19 protein-coding genes are annotated in these 24,081 nt (G+C 72.7%); 10 read left to right on the top strand and 9 right to left on the bottom strand.

The features are described from left to right. Window positions 1-147: 147 nt before the first annotated feature. From VFG42_RS20015 to VFG42_RS20000, 4 genes are read right to left on the bottom strand one after another with little or no spacing between them, the layout of a single operon-like run. On the bottom strand, window positions 148-1,644 hold the full coding sequence (locus tag VFG42_RS20015; protein WP_324910560.1) for a PucR family transcriptional regulator: 1,497 nt from the start codon (window positions 1,642-1,644) through the stop codon (window positions 148-150). Between the two features lie 47 nt (window positions 1,645-1,691). Continuing rightward, window positions 1,692-3,509 carry a hydantoinase B/oxoprolinase family protein gene (locus VFG42_RS20010; RefSeq protein ID WP_324910559.1) on the bottom strand — a complete coding sequence of 606 codons (1,818 nt, stop codon included), beginning with the start codon at window positions 3,507-3,509 and terminating at the stop codon, window positions 1,692-1,694. A gap of 1 nt (window position 3,510) precedes the next feature. Then, window positions 3,511-5,574 carry a hydantoinase/oxoprolinase family protein gene (locus VFG42_RS20005; RefSeq protein ID WP_324910558.1) on the bottom strand — a complete coding sequence of 688 codons (2,064 nt, stop codon included), beginning with the start codon at window positions 5,572-5,574 and terminating at the stop codon, window positions 3,511-3,513. 7 nt (window positions 5,575-5,581) lie between these two features. Beyond that, window positions 5,582-6,403 carry an acetoacetate decarboxylase family protein gene (locus tag VFG42_RS20000; RefSeq protein ID WP_324910557.1) on the bottom strand — a complete coding sequence of 274 codons (822 nt, stop codon included), beginning with the start codon at window positions 6,401-6,403 and terminating at the stop codon, window positions 5,582-5,584. 245 nt (window positions 6,404-6,648) lie between these two features. Between VFG42_RS20000 and VFG42_RS19995 the strand changes: the two genes are divergently transcribed. Beyond that, complete coding sequence (locus tag VFG42_RS19995) at window positions 6,649-7,452, top strand: SDR family oxidoreductase (RefSeq protein ID WP_324910556.1); 804 nt, start codon at window positions 6,649-6,651, stop codon at window positions 7,450-7,452. A gap of 177 nt (window positions 7,453-7,629) precedes the next feature. Here the strand turns inward: VFG42_RS19995 and VFG42_RS19990 are convergent, their stop codons facing one another. Continuing rightward, entirely contained in the window at window positions 7,630-7,935 is a 306-nt protein-coding gene (locus VFG42_RS19990) for an EthD family reductase (protein ID WP_324910555.1), read from the bottom strand. Window positions 7,936-8,076: 141 nt separating this feature from the next. Between VFG42_RS19990 and VFG42_RS19985 the strand changes: the two genes are divergently transcribed. The 9 genes from VFG42_RS19985 (at window position 8,077) to VFG42_RS19945 (ending at window position 18,373) form a co-directional block, all read left to right on the top strand. Beyond that, window positions 8,077-9,288, top strand: coding sequence for a cytochrome P450 (locus VFG42_RS19985; protein WP_324910554.1), 1,212 nt, complete (start codon window positions 8,077-8,079; stop codon window positions 9,286-9,288). Then, window positions 9,285-9,527, top strand: a complete 243-nt coding sequence (locus tag VFG42_RS19980; protein ID WP_324910553.1) for a ferredoxin — start codon at window positions 9,285-9,287, stop codon at window positions 9,525-9,527. Before VFG42_RS19985 ends, VFG42_RS19980 begins: the two co-directional genes overlap by 4 nt. Further along, window positions 9,490-10,449: a PDR/VanB family oxidoreductase gene (locus VFG42_RS19975; RefSeq protein WP_324910552.1), complete on the top strand. Its 960-nt coding sequence runs from the start codon at window positions 9,490-9,492 to the stop codon at window positions 10,447-10,449. The genes VFG42_RS19980 and VFG42_RS19975 overlap by 38 nt, the downstream gene beginning before the upstream one ends. A 5-nt stretch (window positions 10,450-10,454) precedes the next feature. Continuing rightward, on the top strand, window positions 10,455-11,930 hold the full coding sequence (locus VFG42_RS19970; RefSeq protein WP_324910551.1) for a histidine kinase: 1,476 nt from the start codon (window positions 10,455-10,457) through the stop codon (window positions 11,928-11,930). Next, window positions 11,927-12,586 carry a response regulator transcription factor gene (locus tag VFG42_RS19965; protein WP_324910550.1) on the top strand — a complete coding sequence of 220 codons (660 nt, stop codon included), beginning with the start codon at window positions 11,927-11,929 and terminating at the stop codon, window positions 12,584-12,586. Before VFG42_RS19970 ends, VFG42_RS19965 begins: the two co-directional genes overlap by 4 nt. Window positions 12,587-12,696: 110 nt before the next feature. Then, entirely contained in the window at window positions 12,697-14,355 is a 1,659-nt protein-coding gene (locus VFG42_RS19960) for an NAD(P)/FAD-dependent oxidoreductase (RefSeq protein WP_324910549.1), read from the top strand. After that, window positions 14,355-15,287, top strand: coding sequence for an alpha/beta hydrolase (locus tag VFG42_RS19955; RefSeq protein ID WP_324910548.1), 933 nt, complete (start codon window positions 14,355-14,357; stop codon window positions 15,285-15,287). The genes VFG42_RS19960 and VFG42_RS19955 overlap by 1 nt, the downstream gene beginning before the upstream one ends. Further along, window positions 15,287-16,042, top strand: coding sequence for an SDR family oxidoreductase (locus VFG42_RS19950; RefSeq protein WP_324910547.1), 756 nt, complete (start codon window positions 15,287-15,289; stop codon window positions 16,040-16,042). Before VFG42_RS19955 ends, VFG42_RS19950 begins: the two co-directional genes overlap by 1 nt. 21 nt (window positions 16,043-16,063) lie before the next feature. Further along, window positions 16,064-18,373 carry an ATP-binding protein gene (locus tag VFG42_RS19945; RefSeq protein ID WP_324910546.1) on the top strand — a complete coding sequence of 770 codons (2,310 nt, stop codon included), beginning with the start codon at window positions 16,064-16,066 and terminating at the stop codon, window positions 18,371-18,373. On the opposite strand, the gene VFG42_RS19940 is transcribed toward VFG42_RS19945, so the two are convergent. From VFG42_RS19940 to VFG42_RS19925, 4 genes are read right to left on the bottom strand one after another with little or no spacing between them, the layout of a single operon-like run. After that, on the bottom strand, window positions 18,357-19,259 hold the full coding sequence (locus VFG42_RS19940; RefSeq protein WP_324910545.1) for a TIGR03620 family F420-dependent LLM class oxidoreductase: 903 nt from the start codon (window positions 19,257-19,259) through the stop codon (window positions 18,357-18,359). The genes VFG42_RS19945 and VFG42_RS19940 overlap by 17 nt on opposite strands. A gap of 3 nt (window positions 19,260-19,262) precedes the next feature. Beyond that, the gene (locus tag VFG42_RS19935; protein ID WP_324910544.1) at window positions 19,263-20,612 is read right to left on the bottom strand and encodes an ABC transporter substrate-binding protein; all 1,350 of its coding nucleotides are present in this window, start codon (window positions 20,610-20,612) and stop codon (window positions 19,263-19,265) included. Window positions 20,613-20,634: 22 nt separating this feature from the next. Next, complete coding sequence (locus VFG42_RS19930) at window positions 20,635-21,345, bottom strand: ABC transporter ATP-binding protein (protein ID WP_324910543.1); 711 nt, start codon at window positions 21,343-21,345, stop codon at window positions 20,635-20,637. Continuing rightward, window positions 21,342-24,065 (bottom strand): branched-chain amino acid ABC transporter permease/ATP-binding protein, encoded by a 2,724-nt coding sequence (locus tag VFG42_RS19925; RefSeq protein WP_324910542.1) that lies wholly within the window; start codon window positions 24,063-24,065, stop codon window positions 21,342-21,344. The genes VFG42_RS19930 and VFG42_RS19925 overlap by 4 nt, the downstream gene beginning before the upstream one ends. Window positions 24,066-24,081: the final 16 nt, after the last annotated feature.

The raw sequence follows: 24,081 nt of genomic DNA, 5'->3' as shown, positions 1-24,081 counted from the left end.
GGGACGTTAAGGTGAGGTGCCCGCCGCCAGCAATCAGTCGAAATGGCAGCGATTCCGGAGTGCCGTCGTGGGATCGTATGACCGGCGGCGACGTCGGCCGCCCGACCCACCGCGCCGTCTCGTCCGCGCGACGGAACGCCCGACCGGTCACCCGAGCATGTCGCGCGTGCGCAGCGCCAGCCAGAGCTGCGTGACGTCCTCGGTGTCGTCGAGGCGAAGCCGGGTCAGCTCCTCGACCTTGCGCATGCGGTAGACGAGCGTCTGCTTGTGGACGAACAGGCGTGCCGAGGCGCGCTGCCACGACCGGTTCTCCTCGAGGAACGTGCGCAGGGAGTGCAGGAGGTCGACCTCCTTCTCCGCGTCGTAGGCGATCAGCCGGCCGAGCAGCGCGTCGACGATCCCCTGGGCGTCGTCGAGCGACTCGGGCACGAACGCCGCCAGCCGCTCGTCGACGTGCCGGACCACCCGCTCCCCGCCCTGGCGCGCGAGGTTGAGCGTCCACCGCGCCTGCTGCGTCGCGTGCGCGACGCGCTCCGGATCCGCGACCGGCGCCGAGACACCGACACGGGACGTCTCGCTCACCAGCGAGAGCAGGCCCCGCAGCGCGCCGCCGTCCGCCGAGACCAGCACGTAGCACCGATCTGGGCCCACCCGGGTCAGCGCGGCGATGCCCTCCTCCGCCAGCGCGAAGTACAGCGCCCGCAGCCCTGGGTCGCCGGGCACGGGATCCAGCGCGGCGACCTCGTAGGGGCCGGCGATCCCGCTCGCGGCCAGCTCGACGGCGAGGATCTCGGGCGGCTTGGCCTCGTCCATCGCGGCGGCGAGCAGATCCGCGCCGCGGTCCTGGTCGCGCCGGCGCGCGACGAGCAGGCGCTCGTGCTCGGCGGTGGCGATCGTCGCCAGGTGATGCATCGCGATGGGGTCGGGGTCGTCGGCCGGCTGGTGGCCCACGAGCAGCAGCGCACCGCCGGCGAGGGCGAGCGACACCGCCAGCCCATGGTCATCGCCATCGCGCACCCGGATGGCGTGGGCCGGGATCTCACGCTCCACGCGCACCGCGGCCGCCGCCTGGGCGATCAGCGCCGGGGCCACCGGGCGATCGGGGTCACGCAGGAGAACCCGTCCGGTGGCCCGGTCCAGGACCGCGGCGGTGCAGCCGTGCGACGCCGCGACGTCGGCGATGAGGCACCCGCCGGCGACGTTCGCCACGGTCGCCGCGCGCAGGGCGTTGTACATCTGCTCCGCGGCGAGCAGCGCGTCGGCCGCGGCGCCGCGACCTGCCTCGGCCACGGCCTTGGCGATCGCCGGGAACGCCGCGGGCGACGTGACCTCGAGCACCGGGAAGCCCAGCTCGTCCGCCCGCGCGAGCAGCTCGTTGGTCAGCGGCGGCCCTCGGCGATCGTCCAGGATCACCATCGCCGCCGCGCCCACGCCCTCGAGGTTGTCGATGTACTTGCGTTGCGCCCGCGCGCCGGCGGGGAGGTTCAGCCCGCTCGTCATCACGAGCTCGTCGCGCGCCAGCCACTCATGGGGATGGGCGAACTCCATCGCGTGCGCCCACGCGACCCGCCGCCCGAGGCCCTGCTCGCCCGCCAGCGCCCTGGCGTGCGCGCCCGGCAGGCCGAGCAGGTCCCCGACGTTCATGCGCGGTCCGTGCCGGCCCCTCGGCCGGCCCGGACCGCGAGCCTCGGTCACCGCCGTTCTCGCATCTGGCTTCGCCGCTCGGTCGTGCCCGCCTCGTCCACGGCGAGCGTCTCGTCGTCGACCGACCCGGTGAACGCGCAGCCGTAGATCTCCTCGGCCGCGGCGCGCGAGACCCAGCGCTCGAGCACGTCGTGCAGCACGAGCGCCGGCTCCCGGTCGAGCGGGTCGCCGTACCCGCAGCCGCCCGCGTCGATCGAGACCAGCCACTGCCCAGGCTCGAGCCGTCCGCCGCCGAACTGCGGGAGGTCGACGACCTCGCCGTCGGGGGCGATCTTCCGAGCGCCGGCGATCTGCCCGGTATGGCCGCCGAGGACGCCTTGCGCCGGGTTGACCGCCCAGTCGATCGCCCACTCGTAGTCGATCGGCTCGTTCTTGGCGGTGTACTTGACCGTCCCGGCCGCGCCGCCCCGGAACCGCCCCGCGCCGCCGGAGTCCTCGACGAGACGCAGCGACTCGAAGTGGATCGGGTATCGGAGCTCGTCGATCTCGATCGAGTCGCGGTACAGCAGCCCGGCGCACACCGGCGTGGCGAACGTCAGCCACCCGTCGCAGTGCGGGGACGCCGGCCCACCGTGGTTGCTCACCACGATCATGTTCACGAACGGCTCGCCGCCGCGCCGGGCGTCGTTCCCGTACAACATGGCCGCGCTGAGGTTCTGGCTCCCGCCGCTCTGAGCCAGGCCGTGGCCGAGCCCGTACTGGGCGAAGGCCGACTGGATGATGCCGACCAACCGGTCGCCGATGTTCGTGGTGGCGGCGGAGCACGACGCCGGGTGCACCGGGATCCCGACGACGCAGTTCTCGCGCAGCAGGACCTCGACGCGCCGAAAGCTCCCGGCGTTGTGCGGCAGGTCGGGCTCGAGGACGTTGAAGAGCCCCGTCATCGCGTTGTTGGTGGCCGTCGCCCTGCTCTGGTTGAGCCCGGCCGGGACGCAGTCGACGTTGTCGCGGAGGTCGATCGTCACGCGGCCCTGGTCGGCGTCGACCTGGACCTCGACGTTGATCGGCACGCCGTCCGGAAGCTCATCGACCGGATCGTGCCGTCCGCTCGCCCGGACGGTGCCGTGCGGCAGCGAGCGGATCGCCGCCGCCATGCGACGCTCCGAGTAGTCGAACCACGCCGAGGTGAACTCCCGGATCGTGTCCACGCCGTAGCGCCGGACCAGCTCCTGCAGACGCCGCTCGCCGACGCGGGCGGCCCCGAGCGACGCCAGGTAGTCGCCGTACCACTGGTCCGGGACCCGGATCCGTCGGCGGCACATGCGGATGATGTCCTCGACGTCGCGGCGGTCGCGCTGGATGCGCACGCAGGGGAAGCTGAGGGCCCCCTCCTGGTAGAGGTCCCTCGGGCGTGGGGTGAACGTCGTCGCCGTGCTGTTGCCGCAGTCCGCCTGGTGCGCCTTGGCGACCGTCGTGAACAGGTGGACGCCGTCGACGAACACGGGGACGAGCAGCGTGTGATCGGCGTGGTGCGTTCCCGCCAGGTACGGATCGTTGTCCAAGAACGCGTCGCCGTCGGCGACGTCGTCGTGCAGCTTCGACATGACCTCGGTCTGCAGGTGCGAGCTGAACATGTGCACCGGGAGGCCCTCGGCGCCGGCCAGCAGCTCGTCCTCGGCCGTCACGATCGAGCAGGAGAAGTCGCGCGCCACGGCGAGGACGGTCGAGCGCCCCGCCCGCAGCAGCGTGTTGGTCATCTCGCGCACGATCGCGTCGAAGCGGTTGGCGAGCACGGCCATGAGCACCGGGTCGAAGCGGTCCTCCACCTCAGGCGTTCCCGCGCGGTCGGCCATCGCGTGCGCCATCTCAGTCCACCTCGATCATGTAGTTGCCTTCGTCCGTGACCGTCGCACGGCTGTCCGGGTAGACCACCACCGTGGTCGTGGGCTCCTCGATCACGGCCGGGCCCTCGATGACGGACCCCAGCGGCGCCGAGGGCCCGTGCACGATCGTCGCGGGCAGGAGGCCGGCGTCCGCGAAGAAGACCGGGCGGGTGCCGTGCCCGTTCGCGCCAGGGTCGCGGCCCATGGTCAGGACCGAGCGGCCACGCTCACCGATCAGCCGACCGCGCCAGAGCATGAACTCGACGGCGGCTCCGCCGTCGCGCACCGCGAACACGCGCTCGTGCTCCTCGTGGAACCCCTCGACCAGGCGCTCGACGGCCGCCTCGTCGAGACGGCGATCCGCCACCGGGATCTGCAGCTCCCAGATCTGGTTGAGGTAGCGGGCCTCGACGCTGAAGGCCCGGTCGAAGCGGGACACGCCGCGCCCACCGAGGTCGCGCTGCAACGCGTCGAGCGACGCGTCGAGCTCCGCGAGCCGGGCGTTGAGGGTCTCCAGGTCCGGGATGTCGGATCGCGCGTACTCGCTCACGCTGACCTCGCTGACGAGGTCCGAGTGGTGCGCTCCGACCGCGCTCAGCGCACCGGCGGCGCGCGGCACGAAGACCCGCCGGCACCCGAGCTCGCGAGCGATCTTCACGATGTTCATGCCCGCCGCCCCGCCGCCGGCGACGACCAGCGACTCGCGAGGATCGATGCCCTCGTTGACCGTGATGTCCTGGATCGCCCCGACCATGTGCTCGTTGGCCACGGCGAGGATCGCGATCGCCGTCTCCTCGATCGAGCGGTCCAAGGCGATCGCCAGCTCGCCCAGCGCCGCGCGTGCCGTGTCGAGGTCGAGGCGCATGCGCCCGCCCAGGAAGAAGTCCGGGTCGAGGTACCCCACCACCGCCGCCGCGTCGGTCACGGTGGGCAGGGTCCCGCCGCGTCCGTAGCACGCCGGCCCGGGCTCCGAGCCCGCGCTCTGAGGTCCGACCCGGAGCAGCCCGCCGGCGTCGATCCACGCGATCGACCCGCCGCCCGCGCCGATGCTGCGCGCATCGACCGAGGAGAGGCCCGTCAGGTGGCCGGTGAACCGCTCGCCCAGCCAGGTCTCGCGCGTGAGCTTGATGCGACCGTCGCGCACGACGCTCACGTCGAAGCTCGTCCCTCCGGTGTCGCAGACGATGAGGTCGCCGTCCGCTCCGTCGGCGGCCACCTCCGCCTGTCCGGCGACGGGCGCGAGCGCCGGGCCCGAGCGCACGCTGTAGATCGGCCGGCGCATGAGCTCGTCGAACGGCGTCACCCCACCCGACGAGACGGCCGCCAGCAGCCGGCCCGCGAAGCCCGCGTCGACGAGGTCGGCCTCCAGGCCGCGCAGGTGATCCTCCATCAGCGGCTTCAGGGAGGCGTCGATCGCCGTCGACGAGGCGCGGCGATACTCACGGAGGATCGGGTTGAGCTGGTGCGACAGGGTGTACGGAACCCCTGGCAGCTCCTCATCGATGAGACGTCCGAGCGCGATCTCGTGCTCGGCGTTGACCGGCGACCAGAGCAGGCACACGGCGATCGCCTCGATCCGCCGCGCGGCGAGCCCCCGCAGCGTCGTGCGCGACCGCTGCTCGTCGAGCGGCACGGCGACCTCGCCCTCCGAGGTGATCCGCTCACGGATCTCGAACGTCAGCCGGCGCGGGACATAGGGCTCCGGGTACGGCGTCCGGAAGTCGAACGCCGCCTGCTTGCCGCCCTCGCGAAGCACGAGGGTGTCCGGGAACCCCTCGGTGGTGAGCAGCGCGGTGCGCGCCGTCTTGCCCTCGAGGATCGCGTTGGTGGCGCGCGTCGACGCGTACACGAACGCCTCGCAGTCCCGCAGCAGGTTCGCCGCGGGCATGTCGAGCTTCTCGGCCACCATGCGCAGCGCGTCCCAGATGCCCTCGAACACGCGCGCATGCTTGGTCGGCGCCTTGCCGACGTGGATCGTGCCCGTCGCCTCGGCGAGCACCAGGTCGGTGAAGGTGCCTCCGATGTCGACGGAGATACGGCAGCGCATCCGGTCGTCAGGCCAGCGCCGCGGCGGGCGCGAAGGGACGCAGCGCCGGGTCGCCGAGGTCGTCCCAGCTGCGCCCGTACACCCACGGCTCGTAGTCGGCGTCGGTCAGCGTCTCCGCGTAGGCGAGCGTCGTGACGCTCACGCCGTACTCCGCGAACACGCGGTTGATCCCGAGGACCGGCACGGTGTCCACCGGGTCGGCCGCCGTTCCGGTCAGCCGCAGGCGGACGGACTCCGGGTCGCCCTCGCGCAGGACGTGCTGCCGCGCGACGCCGTCGAAGGCCACGACCTCCGGCGGGTGGTGCAGCCCGGCGCCGCCGGGCGCCATCCACGCCTTGAGCTCGAAGAAGCGATAGGACGCCTCGGGCTGCGGCCCGGCGTCCGGGCCGACCGCCGCCTCCAGCTCGATCAGCCGCGTCCCCCGGCGCTCGCTGAACCCGTACATGACCTTGCCGTCGTCGTACAGCCGGGTCTCGCCACGCTTCTTGGGCATGCCCCAGGCCTCGCGACCAAGCGAGATCATCATGTCGCCGTTGACGATCGCCGACAGGACGAAGTTGCCCTCCACGCCGCGATGGCCGGCCCGCAGCTTCAACGTCGCGTACTCGGACTCGTCGGTGATCATGCTGCCGTCGTAGGACACGCGCGCGGCACCGATCGAGACGCTGCCGGTCGGCTCGGCGGGCACCTCGAAGCACGGGGGCAGCACCTCGCGCGCGAACGCCTCGGTCGTGCTGAACTGGACGGTGAGGCGCTGGAAGTGCTCCTCGTAGGAGCTGTGGTACTGCCGGTACCGGGCCAGCTCTTCCGCGGTCTTGACGTAGGCCATGTCGGACTCCCTTTCTCTCTTCCCGAGCAGCGCTCGAATCGGCTGCTCGACGCTGAGAGAACGCTAGGTCCGCCCTCCAGCCCGGACAATCGATCGAAGGGCAAGCGTTCGAGACCGGTCGACTGACGGATCGTATGAGGCCGGATCCGCACCTCAGGGCCGTCGTGCCGCCTTCCGAATCGCCGGTCCCCTTTGGTGCGGACGTATGAGGGAAACGGCTCCCGGCGCGCGTCTAGCGTCGCCGCATGACCAACGGAGCAGGAGCAGACGGCGCGCGGAACGCCGTCGTCATCACCGGGGCAGCGTCGGGCATCGGTCGTGCGAGCGCGATCCGCCTGGCCAACGCCGGATGGGCGGTCTCGATCTTGGACATCAACGCCGAGGCGGCCGGGCGGCTGGCCACCGAGCTGACGCAGGCCGGCTTGCCGGCCCTGGCGTTCGGCTGCGACGTGACCTCCAAGGACGCGATGCGGCACGCGGTGGCCGAGACCGAGCACCGGTTCGGCACCGTGAACGCGGCCGTCGCCTGCGCCGCCGACCAGGACACCGTGGGCACCGTGTTGGAGACCGACGAGGACGCGTGGCGGCGCGCGGTCGACATCACGTTGAACGGCACCTACATGCTCGCAAGAGCCGTGCTCCCCCACCTGATCGCGACGCGCGGAGCGTTCGTCGCGGTCTCCTCGGTCGCCGGCATCCGGCCCGCCCGCGACCTGGCGGTCTACAACGCCGCCAAGGCCGGGGTCGTGGCGCTCGTGCGCTCGATGGCGCTCGATCACGGCCCCGCCGGCGTGCGCAGCAACGCCCTCTGCCCGGGCGAGACGATCACGCCGGCACACGACCGATCGCTCGGGCAGATGACCGAGGACCAGCGCCGCGCGCTCCTGGCCGCCCATCCCCTCGGCCGCTTCGCCACCGCCGACGAGATGGCGGCCGCCGTCGCGCATCTCGTCGGCGACGAGGCGTCGTTCACCAACGGCCACGTCTACGTGGCGGACGGCGGGCTGACCGCCGGGTCGTTCTCGCTCTCGTTCGGAGCACAGGGATGACCGCGCGAGACAGACGCGATCAAGTTGATGTCGATGCCCGTGCGGCCTCACCGCGTCCCCGCCGCCGCTCCGCTCCCGCGGTTCGACCGTGGGTGACCGACTGACCGACCGCCGCGCCCGACGCCCCAGTCCCAAACGCCCGGTCGATCCGGGACAGCTCGTGGCGTGACGTCGTGGTCATTCCCGTACCTCGGCGACCATCAACGTCGCGCCGCCCGACGCGAAGTTCGCGACGTCCGCCCCTGCCGCCGATCCCTCGGGACTCGTGAGCGCGGCGTTCATCGCGGTCTCGTCGTCGAAGCAGAGCTCGGCGAGGTACGCGTACGGCGGCACGCTCCCGTCCGGAGTCCCGAGGACCCGCCCCCACTCGAACCGGCGCAGGCCGGGGATCGCCTCGGCCAGGCCGACGTGCGTGCCGGCGTAGTGCGCCTCGAACGCCACCGCGTCGTCGGGCGCGTGATAGCCGACCACCAGCTTGATCATGCGGCCAACCTATAGGTGAACCGCACTACCGATACCGAGGTTCGGTACTACCTAGGTAGTTCTGCCGTTGTCGCGGCTCGGTCGTCGCTTCAAGGTCGGTCGTCCTGTCCCGACCAGCCCCAGGCGTTCGCAGGAGGAGAGATGGCCGCCACCGATCACGTCGAGGCGTACGACCGTGCCCTCGAGGACTTCGACATCACGCACCCGCTGTGGAGCGAGGACTTCCACGGCCTGCAGGACCACATCCGCTCGCGCTGCCCGGTGCTGCACAGCCGGCATCAGAGCGGCTACTACGTGCTCACCAAGCACGACGACATCATGTCGGTGCTGCGCGACCACGAGACCTACTCGAGCGAGGGCGGTGTCTTCCTGACGCCGCTGCCCGGGAACCAGCGCCTCATCCCGACCGACGTCGACCCGCCGCTGCAGCGCGAGTTCCGGCGGCTGATCGACGGCTACCTGTCGGCGGCCCGTGTCGCTCCGCTGGAGCCGGAGATCCGCCGCACCGCCGACGAGCTGATCGACGCCTTCATCGACCGCGGCACCTGCGAGCTCTACGGCGAGTTCGCCCAGCCGCTCCCCAACCAGGTGTTCCTGCGCCTGATCCTCGACGTCCGCGGCGACGACGAGGTCGAGGCCAACCATCACGTCGAGGCGGCGATGAGCTCCGAGACCCTGGAGGAGGTCGAGGCCGGCTTCGACGCGCTCAAGCAGTGGTGCTCGGACCTGATCCGGCGCCGCGAGGCGGCCGAGCGCCGCGACGACCTCATCGACGGGCTCATCCGCGGCCGCGTCTTCGATCGCGCGATGACGCACGACGAGCAGGTCTCCGCGCTGATGTCGGTGACGATCGGCGGGCTGGAGACCGCGTCGAGCGTGATCGGCTACGGCACGGTGCTGCTGGTGGAGAACCCGGAGATCCAGGCGCGGGTGCGCGCCGACCCGAGCCTCCTGCCGACCGCGGTCGAGGAGATCATCCGCCTGGCCTCGCCGACGGCGCTCATGCGCACGGTGACCCGCGACGCCAGGCTGAGCGATCAGGATCTCCGCGCGGGCGACCGCGTGCTGATCGTCTTCCCCGCGGCCAACCGGGACCCCGACGCGTTCCCGGAGCCGAACCGCTTCTCGCTCGATCGACCCAACGCCAAGGAGGCCGTGAGCTTCGGCGCGGGGATGCACCGGTGCCTGGGCTCCAACCTCGCCCGCATGACCCTGCGCACGGCGTTCGGCCGGCTGATCGAGCGCCTCGACGACCTCGCGCTGACCGCGCCCGTCGAGTTCACCGCGACGCAGATCCGCAGCCCTCGCGCCGTGCGGTTGTCGTTCACCAAGCGTGCCGGAGCGTCGTCGTGAAGGTCGCCGTCCGCGAGGGCAAGTGCAAGGGCTACGGCTTCTGCGCCGATCTCGCGCCCAACGCCTATGAGTTGGACGGGTCCGGCTACAACGCGCTCGTCGGGCAGCCCCCGGCGCGCGTGCCGGCCGGGCTCGAGGGAGAGGCGCGGGAGGGCGCGGAGGCCTGTCCCCTGCGCGCCCTGGTCGTCGAGGAGAGCGACGATGACGCTTCGGGTCCTGCGCCGGCTCCGCGTCGCTGACGACGTCCTCGTCCTCGACCTCGGCGCCGACGACGACGCCGCGCTGCCCGCCTGGGAGCCCGGCGCCCACATCGACGTCCGGCTGGGCAACGGCCTGACGCGGCAGTACTCGCTGTGCGGCGATCCCGCGCAGCGCTCGGTCTACAGGATCGCCGTGCTGCGCGAGGCCGAGGGTCGTGGCCGCGGCGGGTCGGCGTACGTCCACGACCGGCTGCACGAGGACGCCAGGGTCGAGATCGGCGGACCGCGCAACCACTTCCGGCTCGAGCCGGCCGCCCGGCACCGGTTCGTCGCCGGCGGGATCGGGATCACCCCGATCATCGCGATGATCGGCGCGTGCCGGCGCGCCGGCACGCCGTGGTCGCTGGACTACGGCGGGCGCGCGCGGTCGTCGATGGCCTTCCTCGACGCGCTGCCGGAGTCCGCGCACGCGCGCATCCACCCCGAGGACACCGACGGGCCGATCGACGTGGCCCGCGCGCTCGACGGGCTCGCCGACGACGAGCTGGTCTACGTCTGCGGGCCGACGGGCCTGATCTCCGCCGTCACCGACGAGGCCGCTCGACGCGGCCGCGCGGACGCCGTCCGCTACGAGCGGTTCGCCGCTGACGGCGTCGCGCCGCTCGGCGACGGCGAGACCGCCGAGGGAGCGGACGGCGCGTTCGAGGTCGTGCTCGCACAGACCGGCACGACGCTCACCGTCGGCGCCGATCAGACCGTGCTCGAGTGCCTGCGGGCCGCCGGCGTTGACGTGTTCACCGACTGCGAAGAGGGCCTCTGCGGCAGCTGCGAGTGCCAGGTCCTCGAAGGCGAGGTCGACCACCGCGACCACGTGCTGACACGTGCCGAGCGGGCCGCGAGCCGGTCGATGATGGTCTGCGTGTCGCGGGCGAAGTCCTCGCGGCTGGTCCTGGACACGTGACCGCGATGCCGGCCGTGCACACCGACGCGCCGATCGAGCTCATGGCGCAGCTCGCCGCCGTCTCCGGCGACGGGCTGGCGATCGTCGACCACGAACGACGCTTCGTCTACCTCAACCCCGCCGGCGCGATCGTCCTGGGCGTCGATCCCGAGCGGGTGCTCGGCCAGCCGGCGCTCGTCTTCGACGCTCCCGGCCCCACGACCACCGTCAGCGTCCCGGGAGTCGACGGCGCGCGCACGCTCCAGCGACGCGAGCACGCTCACGGCGACCACACGATCGTCGTGTTCAGCGACGCGACCGACCGCGATCGCGACGCGCTGCGCCTGGCGGCGTTCGCCCGCACCGCCGGCTCGATGGTCGGCGACGCGACGCTCCAGGGCGTCCTCGACACGGTCGCCGCGGCGCTCCTGGAGGCCACCGGGACGGCGGCCTGCACGGTCGTCCTCTACGACGCGACCACTCGGGGCTTCGAGCAGATCGGCACGGCGGGCGGCTACCCCGAGGACTACGGCCGGCGCCTCGAGGGCTGCCGGCGCCGCGGCGCGCCGTTGGCGTCGTGGCTGGCCTACACCCAGCGGGAGCCGTTCGTGTCCACCAACTGGGGCCGGCGCGTCCTCGCGGACCCACGCTGGGCTCCGATGCACCCCGTGATCCGCGGGCAGGACTGGAACGCGCTGTGCGCGGTGCCGGTCATGACCGCCGAGCGGCCGATCGGCGCGCTGACCGCGTTCTACCGCGGCGGGCAGGCGCCGAACGCCGAGGAGGTGTCGTTCCTGCTGTCGATCGGCGCGCTCGTCGCCGTGGCCGTGCGCAACCACCGCCTGCTCGCCGCGCTCGAGCAGAAGGCGACGCTCGTGGAACGGCACCGCATCGCCCGGGACCTCCACGACTCGGTGACCCAGTCGCTCTTCTCGCTCAGCCTCCGCACGAAGGCGCTGAGCCTTGCTCATCAGAGCGACGATCCCGAGCGTCACGACCGCGTCGGCGCCGGCCTGGCCGAGGTGCGCGAGCTCACGTCCTCCGTGCTCGCCGAGATGCGGGTGCTGATCGCCGAGCTGCGGCCGGAGCAGCTCCAGGACGACGGTCTGGCCGGCGCCGCGCGCCGGCTGGCCGACACGCTCGCCGCGCGCTGCGACGTGGCGATCTCCGTCGACGACGGCCCCGACCTGCCGCCGCTGGCGGGGCGGTCCGAGGTCGAGGCGTTCCGCATCCTGCAGGAGGCGCTGAGCAACGCGATCCACCACGCCGAGGCCCGCCACGTCCACGTCGTGCTGCGCCGCCACGACGCCGACGCCGACGCCGTCGAGATCTCCATCGAGGACGACGGCAAGGGCTTCGACCCGGCACAGCTCCGCCCCGGGCACTTCGGGCTGGCGACGATGCGCGAGCGCTGCGAGCACCTCGGCGGCCACCTGACCATCGACAGCACCGCGACCGGCACCTCGGTGCGCGCGGTCATCACCACAAGGGAGACCCCGTGAGCGACCCCGTGCAGATCTTCATCGTGGACGACCACGCCGTCGTCCGGCAGGGCATCCAGGCCTACGTGTCCGAGCTGCCGGCGATGGAGGTCGTCGGCTCGGCGCCGCACGGCGAGGACGCCGTCCGGCTGATCCGCCTGCTCGCCGCCGAGGGCCGTACCCCCGACGTCGTCCTGATGGACCTCATGATGCCCGGCCTGGACGGCGTCGCCACGACGCGGAAGCTCAAGGAGCACCTGCCCGACCTGCAGGTGATCATCATGACCAGCTTCGGCGAGCCCGAGCGCGTCCGGGCGGCGCTCGCGGCCGGGGCGACCGGCTACCTGCTGAAGGACGCCGACGCCGACGAGGTCGCCAAGGCGATCTCCGCGGCGCTGGCCGGCGAGCTCTACCTCGACGCGGCGGTCGCGCGCCGCCTGACGGCGTCCATGCTCAACGAGCAGTCGCTCGCCGAGCCCCTGTCCCCGCGCGAGCGCGAGGTCCTCGCGCTCGTCGGCATGGGCTACTCCAACCGCGAGATCGCCGACAAGCTGGTGATCAGCGAGCGCACCGCACGCTCCCACGTCAGCGCCGTGCTGCTCAAGCTGCGGCTCCAGTCGCGCACCCAGGCCGCGCTGTGGGCGATCAAGAACGGCGTCGCTGGGCTGTCCGTCTGAGCCGAGGCGGTACGTCGTTTGTCGCGAGCCCACCTGCCGCCACCGCCGAGCGCCGATCGGGTCGATGCTCCGATGTCAGGAGCACCACCGGCCGACACGATGCGAAGTCCATGACCGATCCGCTCCCCACCCCGTCGGACCCCACGCCGGATGTCGACGCCATCGTCGTCGGCGCGGGACTCGGCGGGCTCTGCGCCATCCACCAGCTCCGCTCGCGCGGGTTGAGCGTGCGGGCCTTCGAGGTCGGCGGCAACGTCGGCGGCACGTGGTTCTGGAACTGCTACCCCGGCGCGCGCTGCGACGTCGAGAGCATCGACTACTCGTTCGGCTTCGACGAGCAGCTCCAGCAGGAGTGGACCTGGACGGAGCGGTACGCCGCCCAACCCGAGATCCTGCGCTACGTCGAGCACGTCGCCGACCGTCTGGCCCTGCGCGAGGCGATCACCTTCGACACCCGCGTCGTCAGCGCCGTCTTCGACGAGGCCTCGCTCACGTGGCTGGTGACCACCGACGGTGGCGAGGCCGTGCGCGCGCGGATCTGCGTGATGGCCACCGGCAACCTGTCGACGACCAACGTCCCCGACTACCCCGGCATCGACGGCTTCGCCGGCGAGCTGATCCATCCGGGTCGTTGGCCGCGCGATCGCGAGGTCGACTGGCACGGCAAGCGGGTCGGGGTCCTCGGCACGGGCTCGACCGGCATCCAGCTCGTCACCGCGCTGGCGGCCGACGTCGAGCGGCTCGTCGTCTTCCAGCGCACGGCGAACTACAGCATGCCCGCCCACAACCACCCGCTCGACGCCCCGACGATGGACGCCATCAAGGCCACCTACCCGGAGCGGCGTGCCGAGGCGCGGCGCACCCGTCGCGGGTTCCCGCTGCCGGCCACGGTGACGACGGAGTCGATCTTCGCGTTCGAGCCCGCCGAGCAGCAGGAGCGCCTGGAGCGCGGGTGGGACAACGGCGGCGCGATCTTCACGGCGACCTTCGGCGATCTCGCCACCGACGCGGAGGCCAACGCGATCGCCAGCGAGTTCGTCCGCGACAAGATCCGCGCGATCGTCGACGACCCCGCGGTGGCCGAGCGGCTCGCGCCGCACGACCACCCGCTCGGCGGCAAGCGCCCGTGCGTGGACTCCGGCTACTTCGAGACGTTCAACCGCGACAACGTCGAGCTCGTCGACCTCAAGGAGACACCGATCGTCGAGTTCCTCCCCCACGGCGTCCGGACGACCGCCGGCGAGCACGACCTGGACCTGGTGATCGTCGCCACCGGCTACGACGCGATCACCGGCACGCTCAACGCCATCGACGTCCGCGGCCGCGACGGCGCCACGCTCAAGGACCACTGGGCCGACGGCGCGACCGCCTACCTCGGCCTGTGCTGCGCCGGCTTCCCGAACCTCTTCGTCCTCACCGGACCCGGGAGCCCGTCGATCCTGTGCAACGTCGCCGTCTCGATCGAGCAGCACGTCGAGCTGATGCTCGCCGTCCTCGACGAGGCGCTGCGACGGGCCCCCCTCGCGGTCGAGGTCGACGCCGCCGCCGAGGAGCGCTGGGCCGAGCACGTCACGACGATCGCCGCCGGCACGCTCGTCGGGCAGTCGCGTTCGTGGTATTCGGGATCGAACATCCCGGGGAAGCCCAGCCGGTTCGTGCCGTACGCCGCCGGCATGGTCGAGTTCGAGGCCGAGTGCGCCGAGATCCTCGGACGCGACTTCGAGGGCTTCCGCTTCGCCGCGGACGTGGCCGCGACGGTCGAGACGTGATGGACCCCGACGTCGCGGCGCTGCTGGACCGCCTGAACGCCGCGTTCCCGGCGCTGGGCACCGACGTGGTGGACGCCGTCGAGGCGCGCCGGATCTTCGACGGCCTGCGCCGCCCGCCGGAGACGCCGACGCCGGTCGCCCATGTCACCGACGAGCGCTGGCCCGACGGCGCCGGCGGCACGTTGGCGGTGCGCCGCTACGCCCCTCGCGGCTCCGGCGGCACCACGGAGCTGACCGTCGTCTACCTTCACGGCGGCGGCTGGGTCCTCGGCGGCCTCGACAGCCACGACGAGCTCGTCCGGCGGCTCGCCGTCGCGCTGGACGCGACCGTCGTCGCCGTCGACTACCGCCGCGCGCCCGAGCACCCCTACCCCGCGCCGCTGCGCGACGCGCTGGCCTCGCTGGACCACGCCGCGAGGTCCTTGGCGCCGGGCTCGCGGCTCGTCGTCGCGGGCGACAGCGCCGGCGCCAACCTCGCGGCCGCGGCCTGTCTCTACGCGCGCGCGAGGGACAACCGTCCGCGGATCGCGGCGCAGATCCTGCTCTACCCCGTCCTCGACGCCGGGTGCGCCACCGGCTCGTTCACGGAAAACGCCGAAGGCTTCTACATCACCGCCGCGCACCTGCGCTGGTTCTGGTCGCAGTACCTCGCCGACCCGGACGCCGCCGACGACGCGCTGGCCGCGCCCGCGGCCGCCGTCGATCTCGCGGGGCTCCCGCCGGCGATCGTCGTCACCGCCGCGCTTGACCCCTTGCGCGACGAGGGCAACGCCTACGCCGCCCGGCTCGAGCGGGCGGGCGTCCCGGTCCACGCGCGCTGCTACGAGGGCATGTTCCACGGCTTTTTGGCCTTCGGCGATCGGCTCGACGTCGCCCGCGTCGCGCTCGACGAGACCGCCGCCGCGACGCGCCGGCTGGTCGGAGTGAGCTGATGATCGCTCAAGTTCCTCAATCGTTCGATGGTCTCGCGGCGATCGTCACCGGCGGCGGCTCCGGCATCGGGCTGGCCACCGCCACGGCGCTGGCCGCCGCCGGCGCGCGGGTCGCGGTCCTCGACCTCGACGCCGGCCAGGTCCCCGACGGCATCGCGTCCTGGCCCTGCGACGTCGCCGACGCCGGCTCGGTCGACGCGGCCGTCGCCGGCGCGGCCCACGCGCTGGGCGGCATCGACGTCCTCGTCAACAACGCGGGCGTTCCCGCGCACGGGACGATCACCGACAACGACGACGACGAGTGGCGCCGCGTCCTCGACGTCAACGTGCTCGGCATGGTCCGCGCCACCCGCGCCGCCATGCCCCACCTCCTGCGCTCGGACTCGGCGGCGATCGTCAACACCTGCTCGATCGCCGCGACGACCGGGATGCCGGGCCTCGCGCTCTACTCGGCGACCAAGGGCGCCGTGCGCGCGCTGACGTTCGCCATGGCCGCCGACGGCGTCCGGCACGGCATCCGCGTCAACTGCGTCAGCCCAGCCACCGTCGACAGCCCGTGGTTGGCCTCGCGGCTGGAAGGCGCCGACGGAGCGCAGGTCCGCGCGCGGCTCGAGGCGCGGCAGCCGACGCGGACGCTGGTCAGCACCGCCGAGGTCGCGGCGGCGATCCTGTTCCTGGCCGGCCCCCAGGCGCGGTCGACGACCGGCACCGAGCTCCACGTCGATTGCGGCGTGACGCACGTCCGGCTGGCATGATGGACGCGAGCCCCCTGTCCCTTGAACCCCTTGACGAAGCAGCCGAGCGACCCTGGGTCCGGTCTTCCGTGCGACGTCACGACCTTCGTCGGCCGCGCCGATGAGCTCCGTGCGCTGCAGCAGGTCCTGGGCAGCTCGCGCCTGGTCACGCTGACCGGGCCGGGCGGCGTCGGCAAATCGCGACTCGCCCTCGCGCTCGCCCGCCGGCACAGCCGCGCCTTCCGCGACGGCGTGTGGTTCGTCGCGCTCGACACGGTCACCGACCCGGAGCTCGCCGGCCACGCGGTCTCCGCGGCGCTCCACCTGCCGGTCCCCTCGACCCACGATCCCGAGGAGGTGCTGCGCGAGCACCTCCGCCATCGTCGCGCGCTGCTGGTGCTCGACAACTGCGAGCACCTCGTCGAGGCCGCCGGCCGGCTGATCGCGTCGCTGCTGCGCGTCGCGCCCGAGCTCCGTGTCCTGGCCACCAGCCGCATCCCGCTCGGCCTCGCCGGCGAGCACTCTTGGCCCGTGCCGCCGCTGGGGGTGGCCGGCGACGACGCCACGGGCGAGCCGACCGAGGCGCTGGCGCTCCTCCTCGACCGCGCCGCCGCCAGCAGCCCCGGGCTCGTGCTCGACGACAGCAATCGCGCCGCGGCCGAGGACCTCTGCCGCAAGCTCGAAGGCCTGCCGCTGGCCATCGAGCTCGCCGCGACGCGGCTGCGGGTGATGTCGGTCGAGCAACTGCTGCACGCGCTGGACCACCGCTACGACGTGCTCCGCAACGGGCCGGCGGACGCGCCGCGGCGTCATCGCAGCCTGCGCGCCGCCGTCGAGTGGAGCTACGAGCTGTGCTCGCCGCGCGAGCAGGAGCTCTGGATGCAGCTGTCGGTCCTGCCGGGGAGCTTCGACCTCGACGCGGCGGCCAGCCTCGCCGATGGCCGCTCGCCGATCGAGGTCCTGTCCGCGCTCGAGGCGCTGACCGCGATGTCCGTCCTCACCAGCGAGCACGCCCGCGGCACGGTGCGCTTCCGGATGCTGGAGACCCTGCGCGAGTTCGGCCGCGAGCGACTCGCCGAGAGCGGCGAGCGCGACGCGCTCATGCGGCGCGTGTGCGCGCACTACCTCGCGCTCGCCGAGCGCGCGGCCGAGCAGAACCACGGGTCCGGGCAGGCGGCGTGGCTGCTGCGCATGCGCGACGAGCGCCCCAACCTCTGGCTCGCGCTGGACGTCGCGCTGAACCAGCCCGACAGCTCCACCGACGCGCTGCGGATGTGCGGTGCGCTGTGGTTCCTGTGGGTCAGCGGCGCGACCGGTGAGGGACGCCACTGGCTCGACCGCGCGCTGCGCGCCAACGTCGCGCCGTCGGTCGACCGCGCCCGCGCGCTGTGGACGGCGGGCTACGTGGCGCTCACCGCCGGCGACCTGCAGGAGGCCGCGTCCCTGTTCGCGCAGTGCCAGGAGCTGGCCCGCGACCTCGCCGACGAGGCGCTCGCGGCGCAGGCCGCGCAGCTGCTGGGCGTCACCCACATGTTCGCCGACGACCTGCCGTCGGCCATCGCGCTGCTCGAGACGTCGGTGGGCTACTTCGAGCGGACGGCCGAACGGCACCCGGCGACGATCATCGCGATCGGGCAGCTGGGCGTCGCCCTCGTGCTCGCCGGGCCTGCTGACGAGGGCCTCGCGCTGGCGACCACCGGCGTGGAGGCCGCCACCGCCTCCGGCGACCTCTGGTGCCGGTCCTGGGCCTTGTGGCTGCTGGCGTGCTCGTCGTGGTTCGGCCAGGACCTCCCAGCGGCCAAGGCCGCGACCGAGCGCGCGCTGCGCGCCAAGGCCGACCTCGACGACGACGTCGGGATCGCGGCCTGCCTCGAGCTGGCGGCCTGCATCGCGCAGACCGAGGGCGATCCGGACCTGTCGGCGCGGCTGGGCGGCGCCGCACGCCGGCTGTGGCGCTCGACCGGCGGCAACCGCCTCTTCGGCTGGACGGCGGTCCTGCGGGACTCCGAGGCGTGCGAGCGCACCGCCCGCGCGGAGGTCGGCCATCGCCGCTATGAGGCCGCGGCCGACCGCGGTGCCCGGTTGAGCACGGTCGAGGCCGTCGAGCTGGCGCTCGGAGGCGACGACGACGCGCGCCCGCCGGCACCGGACGCGGCCGAGGCCGGCCCGCTGACCGCGCGCGAGTTCGAGGTCGCGACGCTGATCGCCCGCGGCATGACCAACCGCCAGGTCGCGGCCGAGCTCGTGATCTCCGAGCGCACCGCCGAGAGCCACGCCGAGCACATCCGCGGCAAGCTCGGGATGAACTCGCGCGGCCAGATCGCCGCCTGGATGCTCAGCCGCGAGCGCTGAGCCGCGCCGCGTACCGCGTCCACGCCGCCGCGGGCGGCGTCTGCAGGTCGGCGCTGAGGAACTGGATCGCGACGTGGTCGGCGCCGGCGTCCTGGTGGGCGGCGACGCGCGCGCTCACGACGTCCTCGTCGCCGACCGCGACGAGCGCGTCGACGAGCCGGTCGCTGCCGCCGCCGGCGAGGTCCTCGTCGCCGAAGCCCAGCCGACGCCACGCCCGGCGGTAGTTCTCGAGGCCGGCGAGCAGCCCGACGTACGCGCGCGCGGTGACGCGGCCGCGCTCGACGTCGTCGTCCAGGACCACCGGCGCGACCGGCGCGAGGAACGCGTCGGGGCCGAGGGCGGCCCGGACGGCGCGGGTGTGCCCGGGCGTGATCCCGAACGCGTGCACGCCATCGGCGTGTCGCGCCGCGACGTCGAGCATCCGCGGGCCGAGCGCCGCCAGCAGCGTGAGCGTCGGCACGGCGGGCTCGGGCGAGATGAACGCCGCCTCCCGCATCGTCTGCAGGTAGCGCGTCGCGGTGTCGACCGGCGAGCCGTAGCGCTGCCCGCGCGCCTCGACGTGCGCGGCGTGGCTGACCCCGACGCCGAGCAGGTGCCGGCCGGGGTGCGCCTCGCCGAGCACGCGCTGCGCGCTGCGCATCGCCACGGCGTCGCGCGCGTACATGCTCGCGACGCCGTTGGCGATGACCAACCGCTCCGTGGCGGCCAGCAGCACCGAGGCGGCGGCCAGCCCGTCCCGCCCGAAGTCCTCCTTGAACCAGAGGGCTCCGTAGCCGAGCGACTCGACGAGCCGCGCGAGCTCGACCGTCTCGGCGTGCGGACGCGGATCCAAGGTCCACGTCCACACGCCGACGGGGCCGGCGTTCTGGGCGACCACCGACGTCATGGCCTAGGACCTGGCCATGAGGGCTTCGAGCTGCGGCAGGACGTCGTCGGGCACGCAGACGGGCTTGCCGCCGTTGGGTGCCGTCCACTTCTGGTCCTTGATGGCCGACAGGAAGTAGCAGCCGACAAGGTTGTTCTTGCCCTTGGTGTAGGTGAGCGGCGGGACCAGGCCGTCCACGGTCTCGTCCTTGAACGTGTACAGGCCGTTCAGGACGGCGGCGGGCGTCGAGGTCGGCGTCACCTTGCCCCGTTCCGCCGCGACCCGGAACACCTCGGCCGCACCCCACACCGACGCGTTGGACGGGTTGTACTCGGGGCGGTCCTTGATGCCGGGCGCGTACTGGTCCATCGCCTTGTTGTAGGTCTGCGTCGCCGGGACCGAGTCGTCCCACAGCGACTGGTTGGGCGAGATCGCCAGCAGCCCCTGCATGTTCGGGTCCTTCTGCCAGTCCACGCCGGGCGTGAAGCTGAAGTTGAACTGCGGCGGCGTGAAGCCCTGCTGCGCGCACGACTGCGTCACGCGGGTGACGATCGCCGAGGCGTGCAGGATGATCAACGCGTCGGCGCCCTTGCTCTTGGCCGACAGGCACGCGGCGGTGTAGTTCGGCTGCGTCGCCGTGATCTTCTGGTTGGTCACCACGTCGAGCCCGCCGAGCACCTTGCCGACCTTCGTCATGAGCGCCGCGTACTGGGCGCAGGACGGCGACTCGGCGCAGTACATGAGCCCGACCTTCGCCTTGCCCGCGTTCTTGATCTGGGCCAGCGTCCCGTAGACCATCGTCGGGTTCTGCGCCCCGGTCGCGAAGAACATGGGGTTGAACTCATAGACCGACTCGAACGTCGCCGCGCCGATCACCGGCACGCCCTTGGACTGGACGTACTTGGCCCACAGGAAGTCGAGGTTGCTCGTCTCTCCGACGATGGCCTGGACCTTGTCCTTCTCGACCAGCTCGTGCGCGGCCTTGACGGTCGTGCCCGCGTTGAGCGCGTCGTCCTTGACGATGACCTTGACCGGGTGGCCGTTGATGCCGCCGTGGGCGTTGGTCCACTTCGCCCACGCCTGGATCGTGTCGGGGTCGGTCGCGGTCGTCGACGACACCGCGCCGGTGCAGCTGCAGATGGTGCCGATCACGATCGGGTCGCCGGTCGCGGCCTTGGCGGGCGGCTCCGACGTGGTGGCGGCGCCGCCGGCGCTCGTGGTGTCGGCCGGGGCCGGCGCGTCGGCCGCGGCGGCGCTCGAGCCTCCGCCGCCGTCGTCGTCCGACGACCCGCATCCGGCGGCGAACAACGCCGCGACGAGCAGCAGCGCGAGCAGCGCGAAGCCGCCCGTCCTTCTCAACGACGAACTGCGCATGGTGTCTCCTCCGTTGGTGTTCCTACTCGGTCTCGAGCTCCGCACCCAGGTAGCCCCGCGTCAACGACTCCTCGTCGACGCCGCTCGGCGGTCCTGAGTAGGTGATCGAGCCGCGCGACATCAGATGGACGGCGTCGGCCATCGTCAGCGCGCGGTGGACGTACTGCTCGACCAGGAGCAGTGCGGTTCCGGTGGCGGCCAGTCGTTCGAGCGCCACGAAGATCTCGTCCACGATCCGGGGCGCGAGCCCCATCGACACCTCGTCGAGGAGCACGATCGTGGGGTTCGCGATGAAGCAGCGCGCGAGCGCGAGCATCTGCTGCTGGCCGCCCGACATGGTTCCGGCCCGCTGCTTGAGCCGCTCCTTCAGGATCGGGAACGCGTCGAGCGCGAGATCGCGACGGTCCTCGCTCAGCCACGCCGGCTTGGCCATCAGCAGGTTCTCGGCCACGGTCAGCGTCGGGTAGACGCTGCGCCCCTCGGGGATCAGGCACAGACCGCGCCGCGCCCGGGCGTGCGGCTTGGCGGTCGTGACGTCGTGCCCGCCGACGGCGACCCGGCCGGCGCGTGCCGGCAGCAGGCCGGAGATCGCGCGCAGCAGCGTCGTCTTCCCGGCGCCGTTGGCGCCGAGGAGCGCGGTGACCGATCCCGGGTCGACGACGAGGTCGAGGCCCGAGACCACGTCCGTGTCGCCGTAGCCGGCGGCCAGGCCCTGCACTTCGAGCACGCTCATGACGCCTCCCCCGCGCCCACGCCGTGGGCGGCCGGCAGGTGTTCTTCGACGCCGGCGTCGCCCAGGTAGGCGTCGCGGACGACCGGTGCGGCGCGGACCTCGCCGGGCGAGCCGGTGAAGATCTCCTTGCCGAAGTCCACGACGTGGATGTGCTCGCACAGCCGCATGACGAGCGACATGTCGTGCTCGACCAGCAGGATCCCGACGCCGCGCTCCGCGACGACCCGTTCGAGCACGTCGCCGAACGCCCGGCTCTCGGCGACGTCCAGGCCCGACGATGGCTCGTCGAGCAGCAGGATGTTGTAGGGGCCGGCCAGGCAACGGGCCAGGTCGACGAGCCGGCGACGACCGGTCGACAGGTCCCCCGCCCGCAGGTCGGCCAGCTCGGCGATCCCGCACAGCTCGAGCGCGCTCCACGCGGCGCGGACCGTGTCGGCCCGCTCGGCGCGGCGGGTCACCAGCTGCGTGAGCGGGTTGCCGCCCGCCCGCGAGCCCTCGTAGCCGAGCGCCACGTTCTCGAAGACGGTCAGCGAGTCGAACAGCTCGGCGTGCTGGAACGTCCGTCCCAGCCCGAGCCGCGCCCGCGCCGCCGGACCACGCCGGGTGACGTCGTGGGCGTTGAGGACGATCTGCGCCTCCTCGGGCCGGCGCAGGCCCGAGGCCGCGTTGAACAGCGTGGTCTTGCCCGCGCCGTTGGGACCGATCAGCCCGGTGACGCGGCCCTGGGGCACGGTCAGCGACACGTCGTCGACGGCCACCACGCCGCCGAAGCGGACGGTGACGCCGCGGACCTCCAGCTGGCCGGACGCCCTCGCCGCCGGAGCGGGGCCGAGATCGGCGGGACGCCCCGACCGCTGCCGCACGTCGTGGCGGCGCATGAGCCGGTCGATCAGCCGCCGCAGCGGGATCGGCATCCCGCGGGCCTCCGGCGGCGTGAGCGCGTAGATCACCGCGGAGGCCCCGAAGACGAGCTGCAGCCAATAGGAGGTGTTGAACCCGGAGACGTAGGACGGGACCACCACCAGCGCGAGGCCCGCGACGACGGCGTACCACGGGGCGCGACCGCCGACGATGACGACCAGCACCAGGTAGGTGAGCGACAGCAGCGGCGGGTAGGAGTTGGCCGAGACCGCGCCCTGCCCGACCCCGATCAGCGCGCCGCCGATCGCGGCGAGGAACGCCGAGATGCAGAACACCATCAACCGCGTGACGTTGATCGAGACGCCCGTGGTCATGAGCGCGCGCGGCGAGTCGGCGAGGCCCTGGAGCAGGCGGCCGAGGCGGCTGCGCGTCAACGCGACGACGAACAGCGCGCTGAGGATCACGAAGAACAACAACAAGTAGTAGAACCCCGTGTCGGTGTCGATCGGCAGCCACGACAGGTGCGGCCGCGGCGGCGTCAACCCACCGCCGACGTCGCCGAACATGAAGCTCTGCGTGTAGGCCATGTACGACAGCGCGATCCCGAAGCCGAACGTCGCGATCGCCAGGTAGAGGCCGGTGAGCCGCATCGCCGGGATGGCCAGCAGCGCGCCGATCGGCACGGCGACCAGCCCGGCGAGGAGCAGGGCGGGCAGCCACGGGATCGAGAGGTCGGTCGTGAAGTGCGCGAACGCGGCGACGCCGATCGCGGCGAAGCCGACGTGGCACAGCGACACCTGGCCCGAGGTCCGGACGAGCAGGCCCAGCGACAGGAAGAGGATGATCGTGCCCAGCGCCGTCGTCCAGTCGTCGAGATGGACGCCGGCGAACGTCGGCACCAGCAGGAGCACGACGACGACGGCGCCGCCGAGCCCGATCTGCATCGGCATCGGCGCCGTCCACGCCGGCCGCGGCAGCGGGATCGACCGCGACTGCTCGACCAGGTAGCGCTTCGGGAAGACCAGCAGCGCGACGAACAGGACGATGAACGGCACGGCCGGAGGCAGGCCGGCGAGGACGCCGCTGGTGAACCACTTCGTGCACAGGGACGCGAGCACGCCGATCAGCAGGCCGCCCGCGAACGTCAGCGGCAGGCTGCGGAACGCCCCCAGCGCGGCGGCGCCGAAGGCCTGGACGACGAGCAGCGTGATCACCGTCGAGTCCAACTGCACCAACGGCGCGAACAGCACGCCGCACGCCGAGGCGAAGACGACGCCGATCAGCCACGCGACGCGCCGCACCCGCGTCGTGCTCATGCCGGAGATCTCGACGAGCGACGGATCGTCGACGACCGCGCGCATCGCGGTGCCCATCCGCCCGAACCGGAAGAAGAGGTAGAGCCCCGCCGTCGCCACGAGCGAGAACGCGAACGTGATGATGTCCGAGTGCTGGATGAAGGTGGAGCCGATGCGCGTCTGGCCCGACGCGAGGAACACCGGCACCGAACGCGTCTGGGTGACGCCGTAGATCAGCACGAAGATCGCCTGGACGATCAGCAGGACGCCGACCGTCGCCGTCACCTGCACCGCGAGGTTCTCGCCGACGATCGACCGCGTCAGGTACTCGAGCCCCAGCGCCAGCAGCGGCCCGACGACGAGGATCGCGATCGCGGCGGCGACGGGCCAGGCCAGGCCGTGCTGGACCGACATCGCGTAGAACAGGAAGGCCGATACGGTGGCCAGCGCGCCGTGGGCGAAGTTGAAGACGGCGGAGGTCTTGTACGTCAACACCAGGCCGACCCCGGCGAGGCCGTACACGGCGCCGCTGACCAGACCGGTGATGATGAACGGCCAGAGCATCAGGCTGCGTCCTTGA

The sequence above is a fragment of the Baekduia sp. genome, assembly GCF_035685985.1.
In the GTDB taxonomy this organism is placed as follows: Bacteria; Actinomycetota; Thermoleophilia; order Solirubrobacterales; family Solirubrobacteraceae; genus Baekduia.
Note: the sequence above shows the minus strand (reverse complement) of the source record. Positions and strands in the feature narration are given on the sequence as shown.